General features: G+C 70.3%; 22 protein-coding genes. 12 read left to right on the top strand and 10 right to left on the bottom strand.

The window, feature by feature from the left end:
* Nucleotides 1–48 precede the first annotated feature (48 nt).
* Nucleotides 49–2,484 (top strand): WD40/YVTN/BNR-like repeat-containing protein, encoded by a 2,436-nt coding sequence (locus tag ACIBU0_RS01225; RefSeq protein ID WP_398809795.1) that lies wholly within the window; start codon nt 49–51, stop codon nt 2,482–2,484.
* A gap of 144 nt (nt 2,485–2,628) precedes the next feature.
* Nucleotides 2,629–2,790, top strand: a complete 162-nt coding sequence (locus tag ACIBU0_RS01220; RefSeq protein WP_398809792.1) for a hypothetical protein — start codon at nt 2,629–2,631, stop codon at nt 2,788–2,790.
* Between the two features lie 331 nt (nt 2,791–3,121).
* Here the strand turns inward: ACIBU0_RS01220 and ACIBU0_RS01215 are convergent, their stop codons facing one another.
* Both ACIBU0_RS01215 and ACIBU0_RS01210 read right to left on the bottom strand, forming a co-directional pair.
* On the bottom strand, nt 3,122–3,649 hold the full coding sequence (locus ACIBU0_RS01215) for an MFS transporter (RefSeq protein ID WP_398809789.1): 528 nt from the start codon (nt 3,647–3,649) through the stop codon (nt 3,122–3,124).
* A 707-nt stretch (nt 3,650–4,356) separates the two neighbouring features.
* Nucleotides 4,357–4,677 (bottom strand): hypothetical protein, encoded by a 321-nt coding sequence (locus ACIBU0_RS01210; RefSeq protein ID WP_398809787.1) that lies wholly within the window; start codon nt 4,675–4,677, stop codon nt 4,357–4,359.
* A 1,225-nt stretch (nt 4,678–5,902) separates the two neighbouring features.
* Here ACIBU0_RS01210 and ACIBU0_RS01205 point away from each other — a divergent pair.
* Both ACIBU0_RS01205 and ACIBU0_RS01200 read left to right on the top strand, forming a co-directional pair.
* Nucleotides 5,903–7,117 carry an MFS transporter gene (locus tag ACIBU0_RS01205; RefSeq protein ID WP_398809784.1) on the top strand — a complete coding sequence of 405 codons (1,215 nt, stop codon included), beginning with the start codon at nt 5,903–5,905 and terminating at the stop codon, nt 7,115–7,117.
* A 559-nt stretch (nt 7,118–7,676) separates the two neighbouring features.
* Nucleotides 7,677–8,795, top strand: a complete 1,119-nt coding sequence (locus ACIBU0_RS01200; RefSeq protein WP_398809782.1) for an oxygenase MpaB family protein — start codon at nt 7,677–7,679, stop codon at nt 8,793–8,795.
* Between the two features lie 125 nt (nt 8,796–8,920).
* Here the strand turns inward: ACIBU0_RS01200 and ACIBU0_RS01195 are convergent, their stop codons facing one another.
* From ACIBU0_RS01195 to ACIBU0_RS01165, 7 genes are all read right to left on the bottom strand, one after another.
* Nucleotides 8,921–10,342 (bottom strand): aminobutyraldehyde dehydrogenase, encoded by a 1,422-nt coding sequence (locus ACIBU0_RS01195; protein WP_398809779.1) that lies wholly within the window; start codon nt 10,340–10,342, stop codon nt 8,921–8,923.
* A complete protein-coding gene (locus tag ACIBU0_RS01190) occupies nt 10,335–11,654 on the bottom strand; it encodes a flavin monoamine oxidase family protein (protein ID WP_398809776.1) in 1,320 nt (439 codons plus the stop codon). Before ACIBU0_RS01190 ends, ACIBU0_RS01195 begins: the two co-directional genes overlap by 8 nt.
* A gap of 37 nt (nt 11,655–11,691) precedes the next feature.
* Complete coding sequence (locus ACIBU0_RS01185; RefSeq protein WP_398809773.1) at nt 11,692–12,762, bottom strand: ABC transporter ATP-binding protein; 1,071 nt, start codon at nt 12,760–12,762, stop codon at nt 11,692–11,694.
* Nucleotides 12,763–12,767: 5 nt separating this feature from the next.
* A complete protein-coding gene (locus tag ACIBU0_RS01180; RefSeq protein ID WP_398809770.1) occupies nt 12,768–13,649 on the bottom strand; it encodes an ABC transporter permease in 882 nt (293 codons plus the stop codon).
* Nucleotides 13,646–14,539, bottom strand: coding sequence for an ABC transporter permease (locus tag ACIBU0_RS01175; RefSeq protein ID WP_398809767.1), 894 nt, complete (start codon nt 14,537–14,539; stop codon nt 13,646–13,648). The genes ACIBU0_RS01180 and ACIBU0_RS01175 overlap by 4 nt, the downstream gene beginning before the upstream one ends.
* A 5-nt stretch (nt 14,540–14,544) precedes the next feature.
* Nucleotides 14,545–15,669 (bottom strand): spermidine/putrescine ABC transporter substrate-binding protein, encoded by a 1,125-nt coding sequence (locus tag ACIBU0_RS01170; protein WP_398809764.1) that lies wholly within the window; start codon nt 15,667–15,669, stop codon nt 14,545–14,547.
* Between the two features lie 193 nt (nt 15,670–15,862).
* Entirely contained in the window at nt 15,863–17,041 is a 1,179-nt protein-coding gene (locus ACIBU0_RS01165; RefSeq protein ID WP_398809761.1) for an aromatic ring-hydroxylating dioxygenase subunit alpha, read from the bottom strand.
* A gap of 396 nt (nt 17,042–17,437) precedes the next feature.
* Here ACIBU0_RS01165 and ACIBU0_RS01160 point away from each other — a divergent pair, with 396 nt between their 5' ends.
* From ACIBU0_RS01160 to ACIBU0_RS01125, 8 genes are all read left to right on the top strand, one after another.
* The gene (locus ACIBU0_RS01160; protein ID WP_398809758.1) at nt 17,438–17,863 is read left to right on the top strand and encodes a hypothetical protein; all 426 of its coding nucleotides are present in this window, start codon (nt 17,438–17,440) and stop codon (nt 17,861–17,863) included.
* Nucleotides 17,860–19,164 carry an NADH-ubiquinone oxidoreductase-F iron-sulfur binding region domain-containing protein gene (locus ACIBU0_RS01155; RefSeq protein ID WP_398809755.1) on the top strand — a complete coding sequence of 435 codons (1,305 nt, stop codon included), beginning with the start codon at nt 17,860–17,862 and terminating at the stop codon, nt 19,162–19,164. The genes ACIBU0_RS01160 and ACIBU0_RS01155 overlap by 4 nt, the downstream gene beginning before the upstream one ends.
* A gap of 55 nt (nt 19,165–19,219) precedes the next feature.
* Entirely contained in the window at nt 19,220–19,411 is a 192-nt protein-coding gene (locus tag ACIBU0_RS01150; RefSeq protein ID WP_398809752.1) for a ferredoxin, read from the top strand.
* Nucleotide 19,412: 1 nt separating this feature from the next.
* Nucleotides 19,413–21,467: an acetate--CoA ligase family protein gene (locus ACIBU0_RS01145; protein WP_398809749.1), complete on the top strand. Its 2,055-nt coding sequence runs from the start codon at nt 19,413–19,415 to the stop codon at nt 21,465–21,467.
* A gap of 68 nt (nt 21,468–21,535) precedes the next feature.
* A complete protein-coding gene (locus tag ACIBU0_RS01140; RefSeq protein WP_398809747.1) occupies nt 21,536–22,708 on the top strand; it encodes an acyl-CoA dehydrogenase family protein in 1,173 nt (390 codons plus the stop codon).
* 77 nt (nt 22,709–22,785) lie between these two features.
* Nucleotides 22,786–23,958, top strand: coding sequence for an acyl-CoA dehydrogenase family protein (locus ACIBU0_RS01135; RefSeq protein ID WP_398809745.1), 1,173 nt, complete (start codon nt 22,786–22,788; stop codon nt 23,956–23,958).
* A 41-nt stretch (nt 23,959–23,999) separates the two neighbouring features.
* A complete protein-coding gene (locus ACIBU0_RS01130) occupies nt 24,000–24,902 on the top strand; it encodes a 3-hydroxybutyryl-CoA dehydrogenase (RefSeq protein WP_398809742.1) in 903 nt (300 codons plus the stop codon).
* A 47-nt stretch (nt 24,903–24,949) separates the two neighbouring features.
* Nucleotides 24,950–25,564 (top strand): TetR/AcrR family transcriptional regulator, encoded by a 615-nt coding sequence (locus ACIBU0_RS01125; protein WP_398809739.1) that lies wholly within the window; start codon nt 24,950–24,952, stop codon nt 25,562–25,564.
* A gap of 170 nt (nt 25,565–25,734) precedes the next feature.
* On the opposite strand, the gene ACIBU0_RS01120 is transcribed toward ACIBU0_RS01125, so the two are convergent.
* The gene (locus ACIBU0_RS01120; RefSeq protein ID WP_398809736.1) at nt 25,735–26,082 is read right to left on the bottom strand and encodes an ASCH domain-containing protein; all 348 of its coding nucleotides are present in this window, start codon (nt 26,080–26,082) and stop codon (nt 25,735–25,737) included.
* Nucleotide 26,083: the final 1 nt, after the last annotated feature.

Genomic DNA, 26,083 nt, shown 5'->3' with positions numbered 1-26,083 from the left:
CGCGTCCTCGCCCAACCGCACCATCCCAACCCGATCGGGGGTGCCATCATGGCCATCTCAGACGAAGAAGTCGCCCAGTCGAAGAACATCAGCGTCGCGCAGGTGCAGTTGCTGTGCCGCTCCCGCGGTACGACGAACGAGACCCTCGCGGCCCTGCCCGAGGCCGCGGTACGACGGGCCCTGCTGCGCCTCGACTTCCCCGACCTGCCCACCGTCCGCGGTCTCTTCCGTCTCAAGCAGGAGCGCAGTGACGACGGAAACGTCCGGCCGCACGGTCTGGGCGCGGCCTACGTGCAGGCGGAGGACCTGCTGAGTCGTGAGGCGCCGCCCATGACCGCCGGTGTGCCGACCGGTCAGAACGGCCGACCTCGCCGGGCCGGACCGACCCCGACGGCCGGCATGCAACTGTCCAACTGGGTGTGGCTCGGCCCTGGGAACATCGGCGGACGGACCCGCGGCATCGTGATCGACCCGGCGGATCCGGACCGCATGTGGGCCGTGAGTGCCGGCGGCGGGGTGTGGCACACCGAGGACGGCGGTGCCCAATGGGCACCGGTCGACGACTTCCTGGAGAACCTCTCCTGCGGCTGCATCGCCGTGGACCCGTCCGACGCGTCGACGATGTACGTGGGGACCGGCGAAGCCTTCCACAACCTCGACGCCATCCGAGGCAACGGCATCTTCCGCACCACAGACGCGGTGGCCTGGGCCCCGATCATGGCCACCCACACCCCGGACTTCCAGTTCGTGAGCCGGATCGCGGTGTCGCAGGACGGGACGGTCGTCCTCGCGGCCACCTCCACCGGCCTCTTCCGCAGCGCCGATCCCGCGCGGGCCACCTGGACCAGGGTGCTCGGTCACCCGCTCGGCGACGTCCGATTCGACCCGCAGGACAGCGATAACGCGGTCGCGGGGGCGCTGCGCGACGGCGCGGCCTGGTTCAGCCGAGACGGGGGTGTGACCTGGGACCTCGCGACCGGCGGCCCGTGGACCGGCCGAGTCGAGCTCGCGTACGCGGCGAAGGACCCGGACATCGTCTACGCATCGGTCCAGATGACCACTGGCCAGATCTGGCGGTCGCAGGACGGCGGAGTGTCGTACAAGAAGAGGAAGACACTGACCCCGGACGGCCTGCCGTCGGAGTACCTCAGCGAACAGGGCTGGTACGACAACGTGATCTGGGCCGGAGACCCGACCGACGCCGACCTGGTGATCGCCGGCGGCGTCGACCTGTACCGCAGCACCGACGGCGGCGACCATCTGGCTGAGATCAGCAGCTGGTGGGAGCCCGCCTCGGTCCACGCCGACCAGCACGCGATCGTCGCGCACCCCTCGTACGACGGGGTCACCAACCGCACTGTGTTCTTCGGGACCGACGGCGGTGTGTTCAGGGCGGACGACCTGGCGGATGTCGGAACCGAGCCGCAGCCCCCGTTCGTCAACGGCTGGACCGAGCTGGTGAACAACTACGGCGTGACGCAGTTCTACGCCGGGGCGGGCCACACCGGGAGCGGGAAGATCATCGGCGGCGCGCAGGACAACGGCTCGCTCGTCTTCGACCCCGCCCTCGGCACCCAGGAATGGCGCGAGTTCTCCGGCGGTGACGGCGGCTGGTGCGCCTCCGACCCCACCGACCCCGAGGTATTTTACGGCGAGTACGTCTTCCTCAACATCCACCGCAACACCGACGGCGCCACCACCGACGACACGCAAGGCGACCGCTACATCAGCGGCCAGTTCTTCAACTTCGCGACGGGCGAGTGGGACTGGAAGCAGGTGCCCTTCCGCATCCCGGACGCCAAGAACGAGAACGCGCTCTTCATCGCACCGTTCGTGCTCGATCCGAACGACGAGAACCGGATCCTGGCAGGCGGCGCGTCGCTGTGGCGGACCAACAACGCCAAGCAACCCAACACCCCCGTCGCCGGACCGACCTGGCGGGCCATCAAGCCCGGCGTCGGCGCGATGATCAGCGCGATCGCGGTGGCGCGCGGCGACTCGGACGTGGTGTGGGTGGGCCACGAGGACGGCATGGTCTTCCGCACGGTCAACGGCACCGCGACGACGCCGACCTGGGCGCGCGTCGGTGCGACGGGGCCGAGTCCGCTGAAGCCACGGCGCTACTGCACCGGCATCACCGTGCACCCGACGGACCCGGACACCGCCTACGTCACCTTCGGCGGATACGAGCGTGGCAACCTCTGGGTGACCACGGACGCCGGTGCGGCCTGGACCGACCTCGCCACCGCTCTGCCGCCCGCCCCGATCCGGGCCCTGGCGGTGCATCCGCGGCGGACGGACCTGCTCTACTGCGGTACCGAGGTGGGGCTGTTCGCCAGCGAGGACGCCGGGGCGAGCTGGTCGCCGACGAACGAGGGCCCCACCAACTGCTCGGTCGACGACCTGTTCTGGATGGACGAGGTGCTCGTCTGCGTGACCCACGGTCGCGGGATGTTCCGGATCAACCTGTCTGCGATCCCGTAAGTCGAGCAGCGATGGAGCCGCTTCTGATTCCGGTCGTGTTCCTTGCGGTGGCGGCCGCGTTCCTCCCGTCCGCCTCGGCCGGGTTCGGAGGCAGTCTGAGTCCTCGTCCCCACGTCGGCGCTGGTTCTCGGCACCAAGTCCGGGGTGGCGCTGGCGGCCCTCCTCCTTGCCGCCAACAACCTGGTGAAGGTCTTCGCCCACCGGGCGACGCTTCCCTTCCACAAGGCCGCGGTCGTGATCGTGCTGGTCGCGCGGGCGCCTTCCTGGGGGCGAAGTTGCTCGTCTCCGTCCCGGAACGGGCCGTGACGCTCGTGGTCATCGCGAGCTTCGCCGCCGCGTTCTTGGCGGAGACGTTCGATCTGACCCGCTGGCGGCGGGCCGGTTCCCCGCTGCCGGCCTTCGCCTCGGGTGCGACGTCCGGAGTCAGCGGTACGTCCGGTCCCCTCAAGGGGCTCGCGATCCGGACTGGATCTGGACCGCCTCCACCTCGTCGGAGCGCTCTCCCTTGTCTCGCTCGTCGGGGACGTCACGAAGACCGCCGTCTGGACGGATGCCGCGCTGCTGACGGGCGGGGACTACCTCGTCGCCCTGGTGTGCGTGCCGCTGATGTTCGTCGCGACGTTCCTCGGCAGACGTTTCAACACCGGAATCGGTGAGCGGGGCCATACGACGAACATCCACGAGGTGAGGTACGTGAAGGCCGCGGCGGCGGAGAAGGCGGTCCAGAGGATGCCGGCGAGGCCGAGGCTGCGAGGTTGCCGAAGGACTGGACGGCGGCGAGCATGCCGAAGGCGGAGCCGCGCATGTCGGCGGGGGCGAGGACCGCGACGGCCGAGTGCTCGGCCGTTTCGACCGCGCCGATCCCGCCCAGGACGAACGGGACGGCCAGGAACGCGACGGCGGTGGTGTCGACGACGAACAGTCCGTAGGACAGGGCGAGGCCGGCGACACCGCCGGCGAGGACGACCACCGGCCCGCGGCGGCCGAACCTGTCGGCGAGCCGGCCCGCCGGGACGGAGACGAGCGTGGCGGCGAGGTTGTACGCGGTGTAGAGGCCGAGCGCGATCGTCGTCACGGTCCTCGCGCCGTGCTCCGCTGCCAACAGGCCGGACGCCCGCAGGATCAGCAGCGTCGCCGCGACGTCGCCGACCTCGAGGGCCGCCACCGCGGCCGTGAGCCTGCAGGCCAGGGACCACGGAGAGGCCGATGGCCCAGTCGACTCCGAGCCAGGCGGCCAGACCGAGGGCGAGCAGCGGGCCGAAGATCGCGCACAGGTTGTCCATCATCCGCTCGAAGCCGTACGTGCGTCCGTACGCCGCCGGCGGGACGATGTCGGGGAGCAGGGCATTGCGGGCGGGGACGCGCAGGGCGCGGGCGGTCCAGGCCGCGGCCCGCAGCACGCCGACCTGCCAGACCGCGGTGGCCCCGGTGCCTAGCACAGCGGTGGCTGTGTAGCCGCTGACGGCGACCCGCGTTCCGAATTTTCTACTCGAATCCATCCGTAGCCATGTTTGCATTCGCCTCTCTGGAAGATTCTTCTGCCCAGATGAAGAGGTGAATTTGCGCGGGTACTTGCTTGAGATTCTCTTTAGCGATGAGGCCGTTGTCCCGCGTTTCAACTCTCCACCCTCGGCCTGGTCCTCGATCAGCGAGTGGGGGAGGCGGACTGGCCATGGCCGGGGCCTATGTTGGAGGTTTTTCTCGTCAAAATTTATTACACTTGTTATTGTCGATTTCGGTATTGACGGGGAGGAGCAACCTGTCGGTTCGGACAATTCGAATGAGCCTGTCGACCGAGGATCGCCGCTACCTCAGCTTGCACGGCGGTGTCGTCCCACTCCGGGTGAAGGATCTTGACCTTCGTCTGTGCGCTCACGGCTCCAGCGCGCGGTTGAGTGGGTCGAGCGTGGTCGCGGTCGACTGGAGCGACTCGACGACGCCGGAACCGAACTCGACCTGTGGCCGCTCGGGCTTGATCCGGGAGCCGAACAGCAGCGCGTCGACCCTGCATCTGTGGAGCTGCGCCTGTAGCGGGTGCCGCCAATGCCCGGCCTTCTTCTTACGGGTGACCATGCTGCGCTGGTCGCGGCTGTCCGACGCCGTCGCTGTGATCGGCTGCCCTGCTCCGCCGAGGCCGAAAGGCTGGGCGGAGTAGCCGGCGGACTGGGCGCCTGCCGTACGAGCGATTCGCACGTCGCCTGATGCTCTGCAACGGGGATACCGAACAGGGCGAGGGTATCGATGCGGCGACGGTGCACGGCTTCCACAGTTGGGCGCGGAGTCGCTCGGCGTCCTGGTGCAGGGCCTCGGCGAGGGCGACGCGGCGGGCCTCGATAGCGGCGACTACCTCGGCGCCTCGCTCGAAGCTGAGCGGTGGCTCGAACGCGGCGGCGAGGAGTCGCCTGATTTTGTTCGCCCGTAGCGGAGGGAACGGGGAGTTTTAGGGGGCCTTGGCGGGCCTGGCGGCCGCTTGAAACCCTGCTCCTGCAAGGCGCCGCGCAATTTGATCTGTCTTGCGTTCACTTTCGGCGTACTGGAGCGGTGGGAACGCCCCTTTGGCCTGGGGAACGCCGATGCAAGTCTGGAGGCGCAGGGCAGCCGACCTTGGTGCACGGCAACCGAAACTCCGGCTCGACAAGGGGACCTCAATGGCAGCTAAGAAGACGACGCGTAGTGATCTGAAGACGCGCAGGCGAGAGGCAGGAGCGCGCCGGCGGCACCCGCTTTCAGATCATGGCCACGCCGTGCTGATCACGGTCATTGTCATCGTGGTGCTGGTACGCCCGGTCGCTGACGAGCAGAATGCAACCGTCATTGGAACGGCAATCGCTGCCCTGGCGGCTGCCGTAGGCCGACGGCAAGCTCACCCCTAGTGAATGACGATCGTGAAACGCCCCGCTATCAGAAAAAGATGGCGGGGCGTTTCCTATTTCTGAGGCCGTTACGCGGTCTTGCGGAAGCTCGCCGACGCGGCGTTGATCTGCTTGTCCTCGACCTCGCTCACCTCGTGCGCGCTGTTAGTGAATCGCTGCTGCGCGGACCATCGGCCTTCGGCGAATTGCCATTGATGGCCGAGCACTGGTTGCGGGCGTTGTCCATGGCGTGGCCTCGTCGGCGACGAGTGCGGCGTTCACTTTGCGCAGTGCGGCGCCGTTGCTTGCAAGGGAGCAGCGGTCGATCCGCTCCCACAGCTCATCCGACACGATCCACGGTGAGACCCCCATGTGATCAGAATGCTCAGCCCGCCCTGCGGGCACCACAGCTACGGTCAAGGCACCTCACTGCGTTGGCCGTTGATAGCCGGAATGCGACATCACCCGTGAAGGGCAAGGGTGCAGTCGCAGATCTGCCAGCCACCTCTCGATGAGACCTGCTGAACTGATCACGAAACGCGCTGCCTTTCACAGGACGGAACGCCATGCCGGCAACCACCACAGCTTCAGTCAACGGCAAACTCTTACCCCCTCGGTCCCCGCTGATGGGGTGGCCGGCTGTGGTCTCGGTGATGCTGGGGATCTTCGCCATCGTCACCACGGAGATCCTGCCGATCGGTCTGCTGACCTCGATCGGATCCAGTTTCACCGTCTCGGACGGGATGGCTGGACTGGTGATGACCATGCCGGGCTTTCTGGCGGCGATCGCCGCTCCATTGGTCACCGTGGCCACGGCACGCTTCGACCGCCGACTGATGCTGTGCGTCTTCATGCTCCTGCTGGCACTGGCGAACTTTCTTGCCGCCGCGGCACCCGACTACTGGCTCGTACTGGCCTCCCGGATCATGGTCGGGATCACGATTGGCGGCTTCTGGTCGATCGGAGCCGGGTTGGCGGAACGACTGGTGCCGCCGGCCTCGGTCGGCAGGGCAACTGCTGTAATCTTCTCCGCCGTCCCGCTGGGATCCGTCCTCGGCGTGCCGGCGGGCACCCTCATCGGAGATCTTGCTGGATGGCGAACGGCCTTCACCGTCATGGGAACTCTGACGGTCGGCGTACTGATCATGCTGCTCTTGTTCGTCCCACCGCTTCCTCCGGTCCGGGCCACACGGCTGGGCGTCCTGGGCGGCATGCTCCGCAGCGTCAACACTCGCTTCGCACTCCTGCTGACGTTCCTTGTTGTGCTGGCTCATTTCGGCACCTACACCTACGTGACACCATTTCTGGAACAGGTCACCCACGCCAGCGGTGGTCTGATCACCGCATTCTTGCTGCTCTATGGTGCCGCTGGCATCCTCGGCAACTTCCTGGGCGGCGCCTGGGTGGCCCGGTATCCGCGGAGCGTCTTCGGGCTCGCGGCCGCCCTGATCGCCACGGTGACTCTCCTGCTTCCAGCGTTGGGCCGCTGGGAGACCGGCGCAGTGATGCTGCTGATCGTGTGGGGCATTGCGTATGGCGCCGTACCAGTCGCGTCGCAGACCTGGTTCTCCAAGGCGGCACCGCACGCTCCGGAAGCGGCATCGGTCTTGTTCACCGCTTCTTTTCAGGCAACGATCTCGATTGGTGCACTCGTAGGGGGAGTCATCCTGGACCGCACCTCTCCGTCCGCGGTCATGCTGCTAGGCGGTTGCACCGCAGTGCTTATGGTCCTGGCAATAGGGGCACGCCTCGTCGGGCCGGACTGCAACGAGCGGTCCTGAACACACAGAGATTCGCCCACAGGCTTCAGTCGAACACTTAGCGCATGGCCGTCGACCTGGCTCCCGCTCGGTCAGCCACTGACCACTTGGCTCATTGTGTTAGCCGTTGTTAGGCCGTGTTTTATAACTGGGTCCGTTGCCATGCCTCAGCCGTGATGATCGCCGTGTGGGGCGTGAGGATCTCTCGGATGAGCAGTGGGCGGTGCTGGAACCGTTGTTGCCCGTTGTGCAGACCGTCAGCGGGTCGGCGGAGGCTGATTGACGGGATCCGCTGGCGGGTGCGAGCCGGTGCTCCGTGGCGGGACACCGAAGGGGGGCAGGACAACGATCCTCTCCAGGATCGGACGCTGTTCCTCGGGACAACGACGACCAGCACGACAACGACTCCGGATCACTGTCCGTCTTCCTGGATGAACAGACGTCAGCCAAGGACGCCAACGGGTGGGTCCCGAACAAGGATTGAGCCATTCGTAGCTCCATTGGGTGATATTTCCGACGGAATCCCGTTTCGGGCTGGTAGGAGTGGGTGTCGATCAGGACCTGCTTCTAGGAGGCCGCTATGCCCGCCGCCGCGTGGACGGACGAGGTACTGGACCCGATGCGGGAGGTCGGTGATGCGGTAGGTGACGCCGCAATCGCCGAGACCTATGAGCTGGGGCGGCAGGAAGAGGTGCGGCAGGCACTGCTCGGGTTCGGCAGGAACAGCGACGCGCTGCCCGCTGACCTGCCGCCCCAGCTCCAGCGGTACTTCGAGCAGAGCTCCGCACTGCCCGAGTGGGCCGACCGGGAGCTGATCGAGCGCGGCCGTGCCTTGCTGGGCCGCTACGAGACGCTGGTCGTCTCCACACTGCTGTGCGCCTCCCTCCCGCTGTGCTACGGCTGCGCAGACGGGGCCCAGGTCCTCGCACGTTCCCAGCGCCTGACCTCGGGGGTGTACCGCAGGCTGATGGAGACCTCGCAGTTCGTCGTCGACGTCCTCGACCACGGCGGACTGGGACCCGGGGGACGCGGGCTCCGCTCGGCCCAGAAGATCCGTCTGCTGCACGCCACCATGCGCTACCACGTCGGCCGCCAGGGCGACTGGAACCGGGCATGGGGGCTGCCGGTGAACCAGGAAGACCTGGCCGGGACGCTGATGAGTTTCTCGGTGGTCATCCCGCGAGGGCTCCGTCGGCTGGGTGTCGACCTGCCGGACGACGACCGCGACGCCTTCTTCCACGTCTGGCGGGTCGTCGGGCACGTCCTGGGAGTCGACGACCGGCTGAACCCAGCCTCCTTCGACGACGGCGCAGAACTCTTCGACACCATCCTCCGGCGCCAGCAGAAGTCCTCGGAGGCCGGCACCGCCCTGACCAAGGGCGTACTCGACTTCATCCGGGAAGTCCTGCCCGGACCGGCCTTCACCGGAGCCGGGCCCACCCTCGTCCGACACCTGATCGGTGACCAAGCCGCCGACCTGGTCAAGGTCCCGCCGGCCGACTTCACCAAAACGGCACTCCAAGCCGGGACCGTGCTGAACTTCGGCTACGGGAAGAGCGGTGATACGGCCCCCCTGGCGGCGAAGGCGGCAAGCGAACTCGGTCTGGTCGTCTTCAAAAGCGGCCTGCGGCTGACCAACCGGGGCCGTCGCTACGAGTGGCAGGTTCCCATCGGGTTGACCGAGCCCCAACCGTCCTGACCCGGAGAGCCGGAGCGGGAAGCGGTAGGCGCATCGGCTCGGCCGCCCCGCTGTGGATCTACCGCGCCTCTCCCACTGGCCCCCGAGCAGGGAGGAGTGACGCGCCACTCAAAGTGCGCTGACCGTCACAGCATGACGTGCTTGACCTGCGTGTAGTCGAGCAGCCCGGTGAGGGAGAGGTCGCTGCCGTAGCCGGAGCGGCGTACGCCGCCGTGCGGCATCTCCGACACCGTCGTGCCGTGGGTGTTGACCCAGACGATGCCGGTGCGCAGCGCGCGGCTCGCGCGCATGGCCCGGTCGTGGTCGCGGGTCCAGACGCTGGCGGCGAGCCCCTGGGGGACGCCGTTGGCCAGCTCGAACGCCTCGGACTCGCCGGTGAAGGGCTGGACGGTGACGACCGGGCCGAACACCTCGCTCTGTACGATCTCGTCCTCCTGCCGTGCCCCGGCGATCACCGTGGCCGGATGGAAGTAGCCGGGACCGTCCAGGGCCGCACCGCCGGTGACGATCTCGGAGTGATCCGGAAGACGCTCCAACAGGCCGCGAACCGCCGTGAGTTGAGCGGCGTTCGCGAGCGGCCCGAAGTCGGCGCGCTCGTCGTCGGGGGCTCCGGGCCGGCGCCGGGCGGCTCGGTCGGCGAAGCGGTCCAGGAAGGTGTCGTGGATCCGCCGGTCGACCAGGATCCTGGTCGCGGCCGTGCAGTCCTGGCCCGCGTTGTAGTAGGCCAGCGACGACAACTGCTCGACCGCCTCGTCGAGATCGGCGTCCGCGTGGACCAACACCGGTGCGTTGCCGCCGAGTTCGAGGTGGAGCCGTTTGAGGTCGGCGGCGGCCGCCGCGGCGATCTCCTGCCCGGCGCGGACGCTCCCGGTGACCGCCACCAGCCGCACGTGCGGGTGGGCTACGAGGGCCCGCCCGGTGTCGCGGTCGCCGCACACCACGTTGAGCACACCTGGCGGCAGGTGCTCGGCCGCCAGCCGGGCCAGCAGCAGGGCCGACGACGGCGTCGTGTCGGACGGCTTCAGGACGACGGTGTTGCCGGCGGCGAGCGCCGGGGCGACCTTCCATACGGCCATCATCAGCGGGTAGTTCCACGGGGTGATCTGGGCGCAGACACCGACCGGCTCGCGCCGCAGCACGGAGGTACGGCCCGGCGTGTACTCCCCGGCGGCGGCACCCGGCAGGTTCCGGGCCGCCCCGGCGAAGTACCGCAACACATCCACGATCGCCGGCAGTTCGTCCGCGAGGAACAGGGCCCGCGGCTTGCCCGTGTCGGTCACCTCGGCGTCCGCCACCGCACCGGCTTCCCGCTCCAGGGCGTCGGCGATGCGCAGCAGCGCGGTCTGCCGCCGCGCCGGAGTCGTCACCGACCAGCCGGGAAAGGCCTCCTCGGCCGCCCGGCAGGCCGCGTCCACGTCGTCGGGGCCGGAGAGCGGGGCCGTGCCGTGGGGCAGTCCGGTCGCGGGGTCGATCAGCCGCAGGATGGCGCCGGAAGCGGCCGGTACCTCTTTGCCGCCGATGTGATTGAGGCGGTCGGTGTCAGCCACGGCGCAGCGCCTTCTCTGCGGCGCCGCGGCCGGTGCGAACGGCGCCCTCCATGTATCCGGCGACCCACTGGTCGGAACCGCAGACGTAGAACGGCGGTTCATGGGTGCCGTGCAGCGGGCCGACCGCCATCACCTCGCCGGGCGGCCACTGGGTGACGTAACCCTGGGTCCATGGGTCCGTGCCCCACAGCCGTAGGAAGCAGGCGGTCGGCCGCACTGCCTCGTCGCCGAACATGTCGGCCATCTCGGCGAGCAGTTCGGGGGTGCGCAGATGGGGCGGGGTGCCGAGCAGCACGCCGTACCGCTCGGGCGGGATCAGGGCCGACAGGATGCCCTCGCCCTGCGGCCAGGTGCTGCCCAGCACTCCCTCGGCCTCGGACAGGCCGTTCAGATCTGCGTCCCGCCAGAAGGGACGGTCGTAGACGGCGGCGAACTTCGCGGCGGTCGCCTGGCGTTGCCGATGCAGAGAGGCGAGCCGGGCCTCGCTCACGCCGCTGACGGCGACATCCCGCAGCGGACCGACGGGCAGGGCGCTCACCACGGCTGCCGAGGTGAGGACCTCTCCGGTGACCAGGCGTACGGCGCACCGGCCCGGGCGGACCTCCAGCGCGGCGACCGGCGAGCCGAGCCGGATGCGCGGACCGAGCTCGCGGGCCATGACTTCGGCGAGCGTCGCCGACCCCTCCGCCAGGCGCAGTCCCTCCCAGTCGTCGTAGTCGTAGTCGCCCGTGCCCGAACCGGGGACCGCCGCGCTCTTGCGCAGCGCGGCCAGCAGCGAGATCCGCTCGTAGGAGCCGCCGGCCAGGGCCAGCTGGCCGATGTCCCACAGGCGTACCACGGCGGGCGTGGCGTCCCGGGAGCGCAGCCAGTCGGCCACGGAGAGGTGGTCGAGGGCGCCGGCGTCCGGATGCGACCACGGGTCGTCGGGGTCCACCGTCGCGGCGAGGGCGGTGAAGTCCGCGCCGAGCCGCTCGTGCAGAGCCGCGTCACCCGGGCCGAACCAGTGCGGTGGCTCGCCGGCCGAGCGGCCCTCCGGCGTGGCACGGGTGATACGGCCCGGTTCGGCGACATAGCTGGGGACCAGCTCCAGGCCGAGTTCCTTGGCGAGTCGGAGGTAGGCGGTGTGCCCGTGGCCGACCACTTCGCCGCCCAGCTGGACCATGCGGCCGTCGGGCGTGCGGGTCTGCTCGACCCGCCCGCCGACCCGGTCGCGGGCCTCCAGGACCAGTACGTCCGTGCCGGCGGCGGCCAGGTCCCGGGCGGCGGCGAGCCCGGCAAGTCCGGCGCCGAGCACGATCACGTCGTGATGCATCAGCTTCGCTTTCGTCTCCGGAGAATCGTCGGGGCTCTCAGGCCAGGACCAGGCAGTGCTCGGGCCGCCAGCCGAACTCCACCGTCTCGCCGCCGCTCCAGCGGTCCTCCATGCGTGCGCGGGCCGTGTTCTGCTCCAGCACCGACAGGGTGACGCCCGGGGCGAGTTCGATCAGATAGGTCGTGGTCGGGCCGCTGTAGACGGTCTCGCGGAGCACGCCGCTCAGCATCGACATGTCCGGTTCGAAGTCCGACAGCCAGATCTTCTCGGGCCGCACGGACACGCTGACGGCGGTGCCGTCCGCGATGCCGGAACGGGGGCCGACGGGCAGGGCGGGACCCTTCTCCAGCGTCACCTCACCGCCCCGGTAGGTGCCGGTCATCAGGTTGGAGGTGCCCATGAAGGAGGCGACGAAGCGGCTGGCGGGGTGCTCGTAGATGTCCTCGGGGGTGCCGCACTGCTCGACGCGGCCCTCGTTCATCACGGCGATCCGGTCGGACATGGTCAGCGCCTCGTCCTGGTCGTGGGTGACGAAGACGAAGGTGATGCCGACCTCGCGCTGGATCTGTTTCAGCTCCACCTGCATCTGCCGGCGCAGCTTGAGGTCGAGGGCGGCCAGCGGCTCGTCGAGGAGCAGCACGGCCGGGCGGTTGACCAGGGCGCGGGCGAGGGCGACACGCTGGCGCTGACCGCCGGAGAGGGTACGCGGCTTGCGTTCGGCGAGGCCGGTCAGCTGGACCAGTTCCAGCATTTCGCCGACGCGCCGGCGGATCTCGGCCCTGGCGACACCCTTGCGCTTCAGCCCGAAGGCCACGTTGTCGGTGACGCTGAGGTGGTCGAACAGGGCGTAGCTCTGGAAGACCGTGTTGACGTTGCGCTTGTTCGGCGGCAGCGCGGTCACGTCCTCACCGGCCAGCAGCACCGCACCCTCGGTGGGGTCGCCGAACCCGCCGATCATGCGCAGGGTGGTGGTCTTGCCGCAGCCGGACGGGCCGAGCAGGGAGAAGAAGTGGCCGGCCTCGACGTCGAGGTCGAGGCGGTGGACGGCGTAGGAGTCGGCGAACTGCTTGGAGACGCCGTCGAGCCGGACGGCGGGGGTCGCGTCCATGAGAGTCACTTCCCGGAGAGGAGGTCGAGGCCGCCGCGGCGGCCGAAGAGGCGCGGGATGAACAGGGCCAGGGCGATCAGGGCGATGGATCCGGCGAGCATGAGCGTGCCGACCGCGTTGATGGTGGGCTGCACGCCGAACCGGATCGCCGAGTAGATGCGCACCGACAGCGGCTGGGGGTCGACGCCGGTGGTGAAGTAGGCGAGCACGAAGTCGTCGAAGACCAGCGCGAAGATCAGTACGGCACTCGCCAGCACGGCGGGCAGCAGCGCGGGCAGGGTCACCAGCCGGACCGCCTGCCATCGGGTGGCGCCGAGGTCCATCGCGGCCTCCTCCACCTCCGGGTTCAGCGCGGCGACCCGGGAACGGAGGATGACGGTGACGTAGGAGATGGAGAAGGTGATCTCGGCGAGCATCACGGTGCCGGTGGACAGGGCGATGCCCAGACCCTTGAACAGCAGCATCGAGGCCACGCCCGTGACGATCTCCGGCGTGATCAGCGGCACCAGCATGATCAGCCCGGCCAGCGAGCCCAGCCGGGTGCGGCAGCGCACCAGCCCGAGTGCGAGCGCCACCCCGAGGACGACCGAACCGGCCATCGCCACCAGGGAGATGCGCAGACTGGTGGTCAGGGAGGAGAGCAGGACGTCGTCGTGCGCGAAGGCGCGGTACCAGCGCAGGCTGAACGCGTCGAAGACGGTCAGCGACTTCTGGGAGTTGAAGGAGAACAGGGCCACCACGGCGATGGGCAGATAGAGCAGGGCGAAGAAGAGCCCGGTGATCGCGACGAGGAGGCGCGGCTTGCGAGGGGCACGGCCGCGCCGAGGGCGAGTCCGGCCGGCGGAAGCGGAAGGGGCCGTCGTCGTGGGCAGACGCAGCAGGGTCATCGGCGGGCCTCCGCCTCGTCCTTGCGGGTACGGCGGAGATAGCCGAGCATCCCGATCAGCAGGACCAGCATCAGCAGCATGGTCAGCGCGGAGCCGAGCGGCCAGTTCTGGCCCTGGAAGAACTTGTCCTGGATGAGGTTGCCGATCATGATCTGGTCCGGGCCTCCCATGAGCTGTGCGCTGACGAAGTCGCCCATGGCGGGCAGGAAGACCAGGACGAGCCCGGCCGCCGCGCCCTGCCGGGTGGCGGGCAGGGTGACGTGGAAGAAGGTGCGGACCGGGCCGCCGTACAGGTCGCGGCCGGCCTCGATGAGGGAGACGTCGAGGCGTTCCAGGGCCGCGTACAGCGGGATGATCATGAAGACGACGAAGCCGTAGACGAGTCCCGCGACCACACCGAAGCCGCTGTTGAGGATCTTCGTGCCGTCGTCGGCGAGACCCACCGCGCGCAGGGCGCGCAGCACGGGCCCGTCGTCGGAGAGGACCACCGACCAGCCGTACATGCGGACCAGGTAGTTGGCGAAGAACGGCACCACGATCGCGGCGATCAGCGCGTGCTTGTACCGGCCGCCGTACAGGGCGATGGTGTACGCCACCGGGTAGGCGATCAGCAGGCAGATCGCGCAGGTCAGCAGGGCGAACCCGAGTGAGCGGGCCAGGACCTCGGTGTAGGCGGGGTCGGCGAGGGCACGGACGGCGGACAGGTCGAAGCCGAAGCGTGGGTTGCCGAGCTCGTCGGTGGTGCCGACCGCGAGGACGGCGACGAGGGCGAGGGAGGCGATCAGGAAGCCGGTCATCCACAGGGTGCCGGGCAGCATCAGCCCGGTCCAGATGCGGGTGCTGTTCGGGTCCCGGCGGCGGGTGCGCTGGGAGTGGCGGAGCATTGCCATGGGGATCAGCCCGCCTTCACATGGGTCCAGGCGGTGTCGCGGGCGTCCTCCGCCGCGCGGTCGCCGTTGCGGAAGAACCGGTCGGCCTCGAGGTCGGCCTGGGTGACGAGGCACTCGGGGAAGGGCTCGACCAGGTCGGCGTAGGTCTTCTCGGAGCCCGCGACCGGCATCGGGTAGCCGATGTACTCGATGTTCTTCTTCACGTTCTCCGGCCGGAGCATGTAGTCGATGAACAGCATCGCGGTGCCGGGGTGGGGCGCGTTCCAGGGGATGGCGTAGCAGTCGGAGTTGATCGCCGTGCCCTCCTTGGGGGCCTGGAAGCCGAACACGGAGGGGTCCTTGGCCTGGTTGAGCATGGCGGCCATGTCGCCGCTCCACGCCTGCTGGATCAGGGCGTTGCCGTTGAGGAGGTTGTTGTAGCTGTCGCTGGAGAAGCCGCGCAGACGGGGGCGCAGGGTACCCAGCAGGGAGGTGATCCGGTCGAGGTCGCCGGTGTCACCGGTGCTGACGTCGAGGCCGAGCGCGAGGGCTCCCATGCCGAGGACCTCGTCGCGGTCGTCCAGCAGGAAGACCTTGCCCTTGGCCCGGTCGCTCCACAGGTCCCGCCAGGAATCGGTGAGTTCGCCGATCCGGTCGCGGCGCCAGCCGATGCCGGTCTTGTAGGCGGTGAAGGGGATCGTGTGTGCGGAACCGGGGTCGTACCAGGGGTCGGCGAAGTAGTCGTAGCTGCCGAACACGGCGTGCGAGTGGGTGAGCTGGCTGTGGTCGATACGGCGCAGCCGGCCGCCGCGGGCCAGGCGCTGGGCCCACTTGGCCGACGGGAAGATGACGTCGTAGCGGTTGCCGGCGTTGAGCTTGGCGACCATGCCTTCCATCGAGTCGAAGTTCGACTGGACGACCTTGACGCCGTACTCCTTCTCGAAGCCCTCGAACACGGACGGGTCGACGAAGTCGGCCCAGTTGAAGTAGACGAGATCGCCGTCGACGCGCGCCTCGACCGGCGCGAGCTGTCTGTCGTCGGGCTTTTTCGCGGGCATGAACCCGCAGCCGCCGGCCGCGGCGCCCAGCAGGCCGCAGGCGCCCGCCCGCAGCACGGCGCGACGGGACGGCGGTGGTACCTCGGGGGACATGGAGCGTCCTCTCCGTCGAGGAATGGCACAACTCCAGGGCGGGACCGGCTGGTCGGCTCACGGAGGCCCTGACTCCGTAGAAGAGACCGGTCTGGGGAGGGTGCGTGCGCGTGTCAGTGGGCGCGGGGTAAGGCCGACGGGAGGAGGACGGCGGTGTCGTGCGGGCGCGGCGCGGGCGCTGTGCCGGTGGGCGTCACCGCGGGTCCCCCTCCAGGTCGTCCCTGACCCGGCGGGCGAACCAGCCGACGGCGGCCTCGCGCTGCGACAGCGGCCCCGGCTCGAACCCGGGCGTCCGCAGCCCGACCTGCACCCGCTCCACCAGCTCGGCGTCCTCGTCGTTGGTGACCCAGCCGATGTGGATGTTCAGGCGGCGCGCCAGCCGGGTGCGCAGGCTCTCCCCGTGCCGGGTGTAGAAGCCGCCGGGGATCGCCGCCCGGTCCTGGGCGGTGGGCAGGGCGGTCCACGCGAGCACGTGGTCAGGGTAGAAGTCGATGAGCGTGTTGGGGTAGATCACGGCGTACCGCCACACGCGCCGGTCCGCCTCGGTCAGCCCCGGCATCGGGGTCGCCAGCCGCTGGTAGAGCCGCTCCGTCCAGTTCGAGGAGGGCTTGTCGCGCAGGGGTGACTCGAACAGGACGTAGTTCTCCTGTACGTCCACCGTGTACGCCTGGTAGTCGAGCAGTCGCATGAGTGCGGGGTGGGCCACGGGGACGTGATAGCCCTCGAGATAGTTGTCGACGATCACCTTCCAGTTGGCGTTCTGCTCCTCGCCGCCCGACGGATCGTGGATGCGGTGCTTGCCGATGGGCACGAGACCGGGGTCGGCGTAGCGGCCGACGGCCTGCGCGAGGCCGGCGCAGCTCTCGGCGAGCGGGGTCGCCTCGAGATCGAGGTTGACGAAGACGAAGCCGAGGAAGGACTCCACGTTGACCGGGTGCAGGCCGAGCCGGGGCTTGTCGAGACAGGGGATCCGGCGGGCCTCGGGGGCGCCGACGAGACGTCCGTCCAGCTTGTACGTCCAGCCGTGGTACGGGCAGCGGATCGCCTTGCCCGACGGCTCAGGGCCGTTGACCAGGCGGGTGCCCCGGTGCCGGCAGACGTTGAGGTGGGCGGCGAGGCCGCCGTCCTCGGTGCGGACGACGAGCACCTCGCGGCCGGCGGCGGTGGCGGTGAGCCGCGCGCCAGGGCCGGGGAGGTCGGATTCGTGGCAGACCAGCTGCCAGGACCTGGCGAAGATGCGGTCGGTCTCGGCCTCGGCGATGGCCGGATCCGTGTAGAAGCGGGCGGGCAGCGCTTCCCCTGGGTGCTCGGGGGGCGGCTCCGGCGGCGCGGCGGAAGGCGCGCCGGCTGCCCGGGTCATCGAGGGGTTCATGGGGGTCCTCCTCCGCGCCGCGGCAGCGGCGATGGGCGGTGAGGGAGCGGCCGGTACGGACGGCAGGTGCGGTTCTCCGACCTGCCGCGATCCGGCTGACTGATTGGTTAGTCAGAGTGGGACTCCCGTCGGGGGAAGTCAAGACTTGTGGGCTGACTGATTAGTTAGTTAGTCTCGTGGCAGGTGGACGGCCCAGGACCGGCAGACCGATGCCCGGGGCGCCTCCTCCGAGCCGGCGGACCACCGTCCGCGCCACACCGGGAGTCCGGATCCGGACACCGCAGACAGCTCCTCGCCCCTCTTGCGACGGCGCCGGAGCATCCCCACCACCCACGTCATGGCCGCGCCGCCCCCGCTTCCGGACCACCCGGAAGCGGGGCGACCCCGGAGGCACGCATGAGCGCTCGCCGAAGTCTCGTCTGGCTCGGCCTCACGCCCGAGCCCGAACAGGAACTGCCCACCGCGGTGGCCGCCCTGCGGTCCCCGGCCCGCGGCGGCTCGCCGTCGGCCCTCGTCGCCGCCGAGCGGCACCGCGTCCAGCGGCTGGTCCTGCGCGGTACGCAACGCGGCTGGCTGCGCTACCTCGGCGAGGTCACCGACCTGGTCGTCGAGGCGGCGGCGTCCGGGACCGCCGACCCGCGGGCGGCGCTGGTGGCCTGCGAGGTCGTCCTCGATCACCACCGCATGCTGATCGGCCTGCCCGGCACCGGTTACGCGCACACCGCCACACAGCGGCGGGACCTGGAACAGGCGCTGGCGCGGCTGAGGTCACGCCACGGAACCGCTCCCCTTGGCCAATCCGAGCTCAGGAGCAGCGTATGACCGGCGTGTTCTCCCTCCTCCCCGCAAGGCGGAACGGTCTCCTCGTCCCGACGCCGCCCGGTGCCGGGCCTCTCGGCGGCGGCGAGGACGTCGACGGATACCTCGCCAGGGGCGGCTATGCGCCACTGGTCACGCCCGACCGTCTGCTCGACTGGATCGCCGCCACGGGACTGCGCGGCCGGGGCGGGGCCGGCTTCCCCACGGCGGTCAAGATCCGTGCCGTGCGCGACGCACCCGGTCCGCGCGTCGTCGTCGCCAACGGTGAGGAAGGCGAGCCGGGCTCCGTGAAGGACCGCTGGCTGCTGCGGCATCGCCCGCATGCGGTCCTCGACGGACTGCGGCTGGCCGCGGCCATGACCGGGGCCGCGCGTGGCTACGTGTACCTCTCCGACACCACCGCCGAGCGGGCCGTGCGACGGGCGCTCACCGAGTGTCCGCCCCGGCTGCCCATCGACGTCGTACGCACGGAGCACACCTATGTCGCGGGCGAGGAGACCGCGGTCGTACGACGGATCAACGGCGGCCCGGCGCTGCCCACGTCGAAACCGCCGCGCCCCTTCGAGAGCGGGGTCGGCGGCGCGCCCACCCTGGTCGGCAACGTGGAGACACTGGCTCGTATCGCCTTGATGTACTCGCGTCTCGACGAGGCGGACGCCGTCGCAGGCACTCACCTGGTGACCCTCTCGGGTGCAGGCGCAGGCGCAGGCGCAGGTGCAGGCGCAGGTGCAGGTGCCAGTGGCGGTGCCGGTGCCGCCGCGCTCGTCGAGGTGCCCGCCGGTACGCATCTCAAGGTCCTCGCCGATCTGTGCGGGCACGGCGAAGCCGAGGCAGTGCTGCTGGGCGGCCTGTTCGGCGGGCTGTACGGCGCGGGCTGGACGGATCTGCCGCTCGACCACGACGGCCTGAACGCGGCCGGCGGAGCCCTCGGCTGCGGAGCACTGCACTTCCTGGGCCCGCAGGACTGCCCGGTCGCTGTGGCTGTGGAGGCCACCGCCTACCTCGGCGCGCAGAGCGCCCGGCAGTGCGGAGTGTGCCTCTCCGGCACCGGGGCCATGGCCCGAGCGCTGGTGGCCGTCGCACACGGCGAGGCCGGCGGCGACACCGTCGACAAGCTGCACCGCTGGTCACGGCAACTGCCCGGCCGGGGGGCCTGCGGGCTCCTCGACGCCGCAGCCCGCAACGTCGCCGCGCTCCTCGCCCACTTCCCCGGCCGCGTCGACGCCCACCGTCGCTCCGCCTGCCCCGCTTGCGAAGGCACGGCCCCCGAGGACGGGCGCCGATTCACGGTGCCGGTTCCCTGAGCCGGCCCAGGCACCCTCCACGCCCCCGACCCCGCCGCACCGAAAGGACCGCACCATGAAACTCCTGCTGGACTCCACCCGCTGCCAGGGCTACGGCCTCTGCCAGGAACCCGCACCCGAGCTGATCGACCTCGACGAGTGGGGCTACGCGCAGGTCCGCGCGACCGACGTGCCGCACGGCGACGAGGACGCCGCCGAGGCCGCCGTCGCCGCCTGCCCCAACTCCGCGCTGCGGCTGGTGAAGTGACATGGGACGCAACCTGTCCGCCCTCTTCGACCCCGTCTCCGTCGCTGTCGTCGGAGCCAGCGATGACCCGGCCAAGTACGGCCACGCCATCGCCGCCCAGGCCGTGCGCGCGAACGGCCGCCGCCCCGTCCACCTGGTCAACCGGCGCGGCGGAACGGTGCTCGGCCGCAGCGCCGCCCTCAGCCTCAGCGCGATCGGCGAACCCGTCGACCTGGCGGTGGTCTCCGTGCCCGCCGCGGGCTTCGAGGACGCCGTCGACGAGGCCCTACGGTGCGGGGCCCGGGCGATCGTCGCCATCACGGCCGGTTTCGCGGAGACCGGCGACGCCGGGCGGGCCCGCCAGCAAGCCGTCGCCGAACGGGTACGCGCCGCCGGTGCCGTGATGGTCGGCCCCAACTGCCTGGGGATCGCCGACAACACCACCGACCTCTTCCTCGCCTCCGACACCTTCACACCCGGCGGGGTCGCGCTCCTCAGCCAGAGCGGCAACCTCGCCCTCGAACTCCAGCTCCGCTTCCGCCCCCATGGCCTCGGCTTCTCCCGGTTCGTCTCGCTCGGCAACCAGGCCGACGTCACCCTCGTCGACCTCCTCGCCGACTGCGCCCGGCACGACGGCACCCGCGCCATCGCGGTCTACGCGGAGGACTTCGGCGACGGACGCGCCTTCGCCGAGGCCGCCGCCGACGCGGGCAAGCCCGTCGTGCTGCTCACCGCCGGTCGAGGCGACGCCTCCGCGCGCAGCGCACAGTCACACACCGGCGCGCTGACCACCTCCGCGGACGTGGTCAGCGCGGCATGCCGCGACGCCGGGGTGGAACTGGTCGCCACACCCCGCGAACTCACCGTCGCCCTGGCCGCGTTGACCGGCGGACGCCGGGCGGCCGGACGCCGGGTCGGCGTGCTCACGGACGGCGGCGGGCACGGCGTCGTCGCCGCCGATGCCGTGGAGGCGGCCGGCCTGACCGTGCCCGAACTGAGGGAGTCGACGCGGCAGCGGCTGCGGGGAGCCCTGTGGGAACAGTCCGCCGTCGCCAACCCGGTGGACCTCGCCGGGATGGGCGAGCAGGACCCCGGTTCGTACGCGGAGACGGTCGCGGCGCTGCTGTCGGCCGAGGAGGTCGACGCCGTCCTGATGACCGGCTACTTCGGCGGTTACGCCGCCGCCGAGGGCGGGCTCGGCGGCGGCGGTACGGCGCTCGCGGAAGGGGAGCGGGAGGCGGCACGCCTCATCGCCGGCCGGCACCGCGCCACCGCCAAACCCCTCGTGGTGCAGTCGATGTATCCCGGGTCGCCGAGCTGCCGCACGCTGACCGCGGCAGGCGTACCGGTCTTCGGCGCCACCGAGGACGCGGCCCGCGCCCTCGCCGCGACGGCCCCCGGCGGACAGCGCACAGGGGTCACACCTCTTCCCCCGCCGGGATCCCCGCTGCGCGAGAGCGGCTACATGGAGACGCGCAGGGCTCTGGAGGCGGCCGGCCTCGCCTTTCCCGCCGCCCGGGAGATCCACGACGAGGCCGAACTGCTCGCGGTGACCGAGGAGTTGACGGGGCCGTACGTCCTCAAGGCACTGCATCTGCTGCACAAGTCCGACGCGGGCGGTGTGGCCCTGGGCCTCGCCGGACCCGGCGAACTGCTCGCCGCCTTCCGCGAGATGCACGCCCGGCTCGGCGCCTCCGCCTACTCCGTGGAGGCCATGGCGGACCTGACCGGCGGCATCGAGCTGATCGTCGGCGTCAACCGCGACCCGCGTTTCGGACCGGTCGCCATGGTAGGCCTGGGCGGAGTACTGGCCGAGGCCCTGCACGACGTCGCCTTCGCCCTGGCCCCCGTCCCCGCCGACCGGGCGGTGAGCCTGCTGCGCGAACTGCGCACCGCCGCCCTGCTCGACGGGGTACGCGGCCGACCGCCCGTCGACGTCGCCGCCGCCGCGCGGGCCGTCGAGACGATCACGGCGTTCGCCGCCGCCCACCCCGAGATCGCCGAGATCGAGGTCAACCCCCTTCTCGTACGCCCGCACGGGGTCCTCGCCCTCGACTCCCGCGCCGTACTCGCCTGACCGAACCCCTGCGTGACCGAACCCCTGCGTGACCAAACGCCCTGCGTCAACCGACCGAAGAGGCCCCCATGGACATGCGCTACACCCCCGAACAGGCCGACCTCAAGCGCCGCGCCGCCGATTACGCACGCCTGCTGATGCGCCACGAGGACCAGTCCGAGCAGGCCGGCGGCCCCCTGCCCCGGCAGCTCGTCACCGAACTGACCCGCGCCGCCATGGACGCCGGCGTCTACGCCATCAACATGCCCGCCGAGTGGGGCGGCGCCGGCCTCAGCCTGCTCGACCAGGTCATCGTGGAGGAGGAGTTCGGCAAGGTCACCAACTGTCTGTGGGACATTCCCTGGCGGCCCGCCAACGTCCTCGCGTACGGCGACGAGCGGCAGCGCGAGAAGTACCTGCTGCCCGTGATCCGCGGCGAGAAGTTCGACGCGTTCGCCGTCACCGAGCCGGGCGCGGGATCCGATCCGTCCTCCGGCACCTCGACGGCCACCCGCACCGAAGGGGGCTGGCTGCTCAACGGGGAGAAGTGGTTCGTCACCTGCGGCGACGTCGCGGACTTCCTGCTGGTGCAGGCGGACGCCGGCCCCGAGCGGCTGCCCACGCTGTTCTTCGTCGACAAGGCGGCGCCCGGCGTCGAGCTGACCCGGCTGCCGCACTTCATGCACTCCGCGGTCAACGGGCACCCCGAGTTCACCTTCACCGACGTCTTCGTCGCCGACGAGGACGTGCTCGGCGGCGTCGGCAACGGCTACGAGCTGACCAAGGAATGGTTCACCGACGAACGCCTGATGATCGCCGCCCGCACGGTCGGCGCGGCCGAGCGCGCCCTGCGGCTCGCCCGTGACTGGGCCGTCGAGCGCGAGCAGTTCGGGGCGCCCATCGCCTCGTACCAGCTGATCCAGGGCATGCTCGCCGACTGCGCCGTGGACATCGCCGTCAACCGTGCCTACACCCACCAGGTCGCCTGGGAGGCCGACCAGCCGGGCACCGACCGCAAGACCCTGCACGCCAAGGCCTCCACCGCCAAGCTCGCCGCCAGCGAGGCCGCGGGACGGGTCGCCGACCGGTGCCTGCAGATCTTCGGCGGCCGCGGCTACGACCGTACGTACGCCGTCGAGCGGTTCTACCGCGAGCTGCGCGTGGACCGGATCTGGGAGGGCACCTCCGAGATCCAGCGGCTGATCATCGCCAACGAACTCATCAAGCGCGGCACCCGGGCCCTGGCCCTGCCCACCCACTGAACAACGACCTGAACAACGACCTGAACAACGACCTGAACAACGACCTGAACAACAGCCTTTCGTCAGCGAGGACTTCCATGGACTTCCGTCTCACCCCGCGCCAGGTACAGCTCAAGGCCGACGCGCGTGCCCTCACCGACTTCATCGCCGGCTACGAGCTCCAGTGCGAGGAGGACAACGGCCTGCCCGCGGACGCGCACGCCAAGGTCCGCGACGCGGTGCTGGACGCCGGGCTCCAGGCCGTCAACATGCCCGCCGAGTGGGGCGGCGCCGGACTCACCATCGCCGAACAGGTCACCGTGCAGGAGGAGTTGGGACGCCTCACCGGCGCCCTGTGGGACATGGTGTGGCGGCCCGCCAACGCGCTCCGCTTCTGCACGCCCGAGCAGCGCGAGCGCTTCCTCATCCCGGTGATCAACGGCGAGCGCCGCGACTGCTACGCCGTCACCGAACGTGGCGCCGGTTCGGACCCGCAGAACCTCGCCACCACCGCCACCAGGAACGACCAGGGCTGGGTGCTCAACGGCGAGAAGTGGTTCGTGACCGTCGGCGACCACGCCGACTTCATGATCGTGCTTGCCGCGGCCGGCCCCGAGCGCGCGCCCACCCTCTTCCTCGTCGACAAGGACACTCCGGGGATTGAGATGACGCGCGTCCCCCGCTTCATGCACACCTTCGTCTACGAGCACCCCGAGTTCACCTTCACCGATGTGCAGGTGGGCGAGGACGCCGTGCTCGGCGGCATCGGCGAGGGATACGACATCACCCGCTCCTGGTTCACCGAGGAACGCCTCATGATCGCGGCCCGGACCACCGGCGCGGCCGAGCGGGCTCTGGAGCTGTCCCGTGACTGGGCCGTGGAGCGTGAGCAGTTCGGGGCGCCGATCTCCTCGTACCAGCTGATCCAGGGCATGCTCGCCGACTGCGCCGTCGACATCGCCGTCAACCGCGCCTACACCCACCAGGTCGCCTGGGAGATCGACCAGGCCTCGCCCGAGGACCGCAAGAGGCTCCACGCCAAGGCGGCCATCGCCAAGCTCTCGGCCAGCGAGGCGTCCGGCCGGGTGGTCGACCGGTGTCTGCAGATCCACGGCGGCCGCGGCTACGACCGTACGTACGCCGTCGAACGGCTCTACCGCGAGCTGCGCGTGGACCGGATCTGGGAGGGCACCTCCGAGATCCAGCGGCTGATCATCGCCAACGAGCTGATCAAGCGCGGCTCGGCGGTCCTGGATCTGCCCGGCGTATGACCTCGGCGGCCGTGGATGACGTGGATGAGAGGAGAAGACGGATGACCGACATCAAGCGCGTCGGAGTGGTCGGCTGCGGTCTGATGGGCGCCGGCATCGCCGAGGTCTGCGCGCGGGCCGGCGTGCCGGTCACGGTTGTGGAGCGGGACGCGGAGTCGGCCCGGGCCGGCCGGCTGCGCATCGCCCGCTCGCTGGAGCGGGCCGCCGCACACGGCAGGCTCGGCGCCGAGCGGCGCGAGGCCGCCGCGGCCCTGATCACCGTCGTCGACCAGATCGAGGCCCTGCACGACAGCGATCTGGTCATCGAGGCGGTGGCCGAGGACGAGGGCCTCGAACTCGACGTCTTCACCCGCCTGGACTCGGTGGTCGCGGGGGAGGGCACCATCCTCGCGACCAACACCTCCTCCATCCCGGTCATCCGGCTCGCCGCCGCGACCGGCCGCCCCGACCGCGTCGTCGGCGTGCACTTCTTCAACCCCGTACCGGTCCTGCGGCTCGTCGAACTCGTCCCGTCGCTGCTCACCTCGCCGACCACGGCGGCTCGGGCCGAGGCCTTCGTGACCGGCACCCTCGGCAAGGAAGTGGTCCGGACCCGGGACAAGGCCGGGTTCGTCGTCAACGCGCTGCTCGTGCCCTACCTCCTGGCCGCGATCCGCATGGTGGAGTCGGGCAGCGCCACCGTCGAGGACGTCGACCGCGGCATGGTCCTCGGCTGCGCGCATCCACTGGGCCCGCTGGCCCTGACGGACCTCATCGGCCTGGACACCACGCGGGCCATCGCCGAGTCGCTGTACGCCGAGTTCCGCGAGCCCCAGTACTCGCCGCCCCCGTTGCTGTCGCGGATGGTGGAGGCCGGGCTGCTCGGGCGGAAGTCCGGGCGTGGCTTCCACGCCTACGACGACCAGCCGCCGCGTGAGGCACCGGTACCGGCGGAGCGGCCGTGAGGGAAGATGGTCATGGCCTATGACCACCGAACGAGGGGAGCCGCAGGGTGTCCACCAAGGTGCGCACGGCAGACACGCGCGAGCGCATCCTGACCGCGGCGTGCGAGGTCATCGCGGAGATCGGCTTCGAGAAGATCCGGATGCGCATGGTCGCCGAGCGGGCCGGAGTCTCCACAGCGCTGCTGCACTACCACTTCGACACGCGCGAGAAGCTGTTCACCGAGGCGATGACCCACTCCTTCGCCCATACGGCCGTCGACGTCGAACGCGACGCGGAGACCGTACCGGCGGCGGTCATCCTGGCCCGCATCCTGCGCAACCTGCTGCCGACCGATCCCGAGCTGCACCAGGACTGGCGGCTCTGGCAGGAACTGTGGGTGCGGGCCCTGCGCGACGAGGCCACCCGGGTCTTCGCCGTCGACCTGTACGCGCAGCTGCACGCCTGGGTGGCCGACGCCGTACGGCGCGGCATCGCCTCCGGCGAGTTCACACCGACCGACGTGGACGAACTCAGCACGCTCGTGCTGTCCCTGAGCGACGGCTACGGCATCCGCCTCATGCTGCGCGACCCGACGGTCACCCTCGACACGGCGCTGACCGCCATCTGGCGCCACATCTCCACCGCACTCGGCCTGCCGGACACCCTGCCTGAGCCCGGCTAGCACTGGACACCGACGGGGCAGAAGCTTCAGCACATCGTTCGGCGAGGCAGCATGAGTTCGGTGCGGTTTCGGCGGGCGATGGTGCTGCTGGCCTCGGCCGGCGGGAACTCGGTCCCGGTGGCCGGCCCGACCGACTGCCGGGCACCCGGTCGATGCCTGAGGTCACTCTCTTATTTCGCCAACCGGAAGTGCACGATGGCGATGGTGTCGGTCGGCTCGATCTGGGGGTAGTGAAACCGCAGTCTGTCGTGAAGCTCGGCGAGATCGCGGAAACCGTCCGCTCGGGCGTCCGAATCGCTCAGCTGGGCAATCGTCTTGGCGGTGACCTGCGTGACGACACCCGGCAGTGCCACCTCGTCGTCCAACTCGAACACCAGGTTCACCGGGCCCGTCTCCACCGGGTCACGGAAACGTACCGTGGTCGTCTTGCGTTCGGCGCGTACTGCATCGAGATAGTCAGGATGGAAGTACAGGGTCTGAGGCGCCGTTGACTGCTGCCATGAAGTGCTGTCGTCCATT

Source organism: Streptomyces sp. NPDC049627 (assembly GCF_044465645.1).
Lineage (GTDB): Bacteria > Actinomycetota > Actinomycetes > Streptomycetales > Streptomycetaceae > Streptomyces.
The sequence above is the reverse complement of the archived record's forward strand: the minus strand, read 5'-3'. Positions and strand labels throughout refer to the sequence as shown.

Coding starts and splice junctions, on each gene's coding strand:
- ACIBU0_RS01185 (WP_398809773.1), bottom strand. CDS start 12,762: ATGGACGCGACCCCCGCCGTCCGGCTCGACGGCGTCTCCAAGCAGTTC.
- ACIBU0_RS01175 (WP_398809767.1), bottom strand. CDS start 14,539: ATGGCAATGCTCCGCCACTCCCAGCGCACCCGCCGCCGGGACCCGAAC.
- ACIBU0_RS01200 (WP_398809782.1), top strand. CDS start 7,677: ATGCCCGCCGCCGCGTGGACGGACGAGGTACTGGACCCGATGCGGGAG.
- ACIBU0_RS01145 (WP_398809749.1), top strand. CDS start 19,413: ATGGGACGCAACCTGTCCGCCCTCTTCGACCCCGTCTCCGTCGCTGTC.
- ACIBU0_RS01225 (WP_398809795.1), top strand. CDS start 49: ATGGCCATCTCAGACGAAGAAGTCGCCCAGTCGAAGAACATCAGCGTC.
- ACIBU0_RS01205 (WP_398809784.1), top strand. CDS start 5,903: ATGCCGGCAACCACCACAGCTTCAGTCAACGGCAAACTCTTACCCCCT.
- ACIBU0_RS01140 (WP_398809747.1), top strand. CDS start 21,536: ATGGACATGCGCTACACCCCCGAACAGGCCGACCTCAAGCGCCGCGCC.
- ACIBU0_RS01170 (WP_398809764.1), bottom strand. CDS start 15,669: ATGTCCCCCGAGGTACCACCGCCGTCCCGTCGCGCCGTGCTGCGGGCG.
- ACIBU0_RS01165 (WP_398809761.1), bottom strand. CDS start 17,041: ATGAACCCCTCGATGACCCGGGCAGCCGGCGCGCCTTCCGCCGCGCCG.
- ACIBU0_RS01180 (WP_398809770.1), bottom strand. CDS start 13,649: ATGACCCTGCTGCGTCTGCCCACGACGACGGCCCCTTCCGCTTCCGCC.
- ACIBU0_RS01150 (WP_398809752.1), top strand. CDS start 19,220: ATGAAACTCCTGCTGGACTCCACCCGCTGCCAGGGCTACGGCCTCTGC.
- ACIBU0_RS01130 (WP_398809742.1), top strand. CDS start 24,000: ATGACCGACATCAAGCGCGTCGGAGTGGTCGGCTGCGGTCTGATGGGC.
- ACIBU0_RS01120 (WP_398809736.1), bottom strand. CDS start 26,082: ATGGACGACAGCACTTCATGGCAGCAGTCAACGGCGCCTCAGACCCTG.
- ACIBU0_RS01160 (WP_398809758.1), top strand. CDS start 17,438: ATGAGCGCTCGCCGAAGTCTCGTCTGGCTCGGCCTCACGCCCGAGCCC.
- ACIBU0_RS01190 (WP_398809776.1), bottom strand. CDS start 11,654: ATGCATCACGACGTGATCGTGCTCGGCGCCGGACTTGCCGGGCTCGCC.
- ACIBU0_RS01135 (WP_398809745.1), top strand. CDS start 22,786: ATGGACTTCCGTCTCACCCCGCGCCAGGTACAGCTCAAGGCCGACGCG.
- ACIBU0_RS01155 (WP_398809755.1), top strand. CDS start 17,860: ATGACCGGCGTGTTCTCCCTCCTCCCCGCAAGGCGGAACGGTCTCCTC.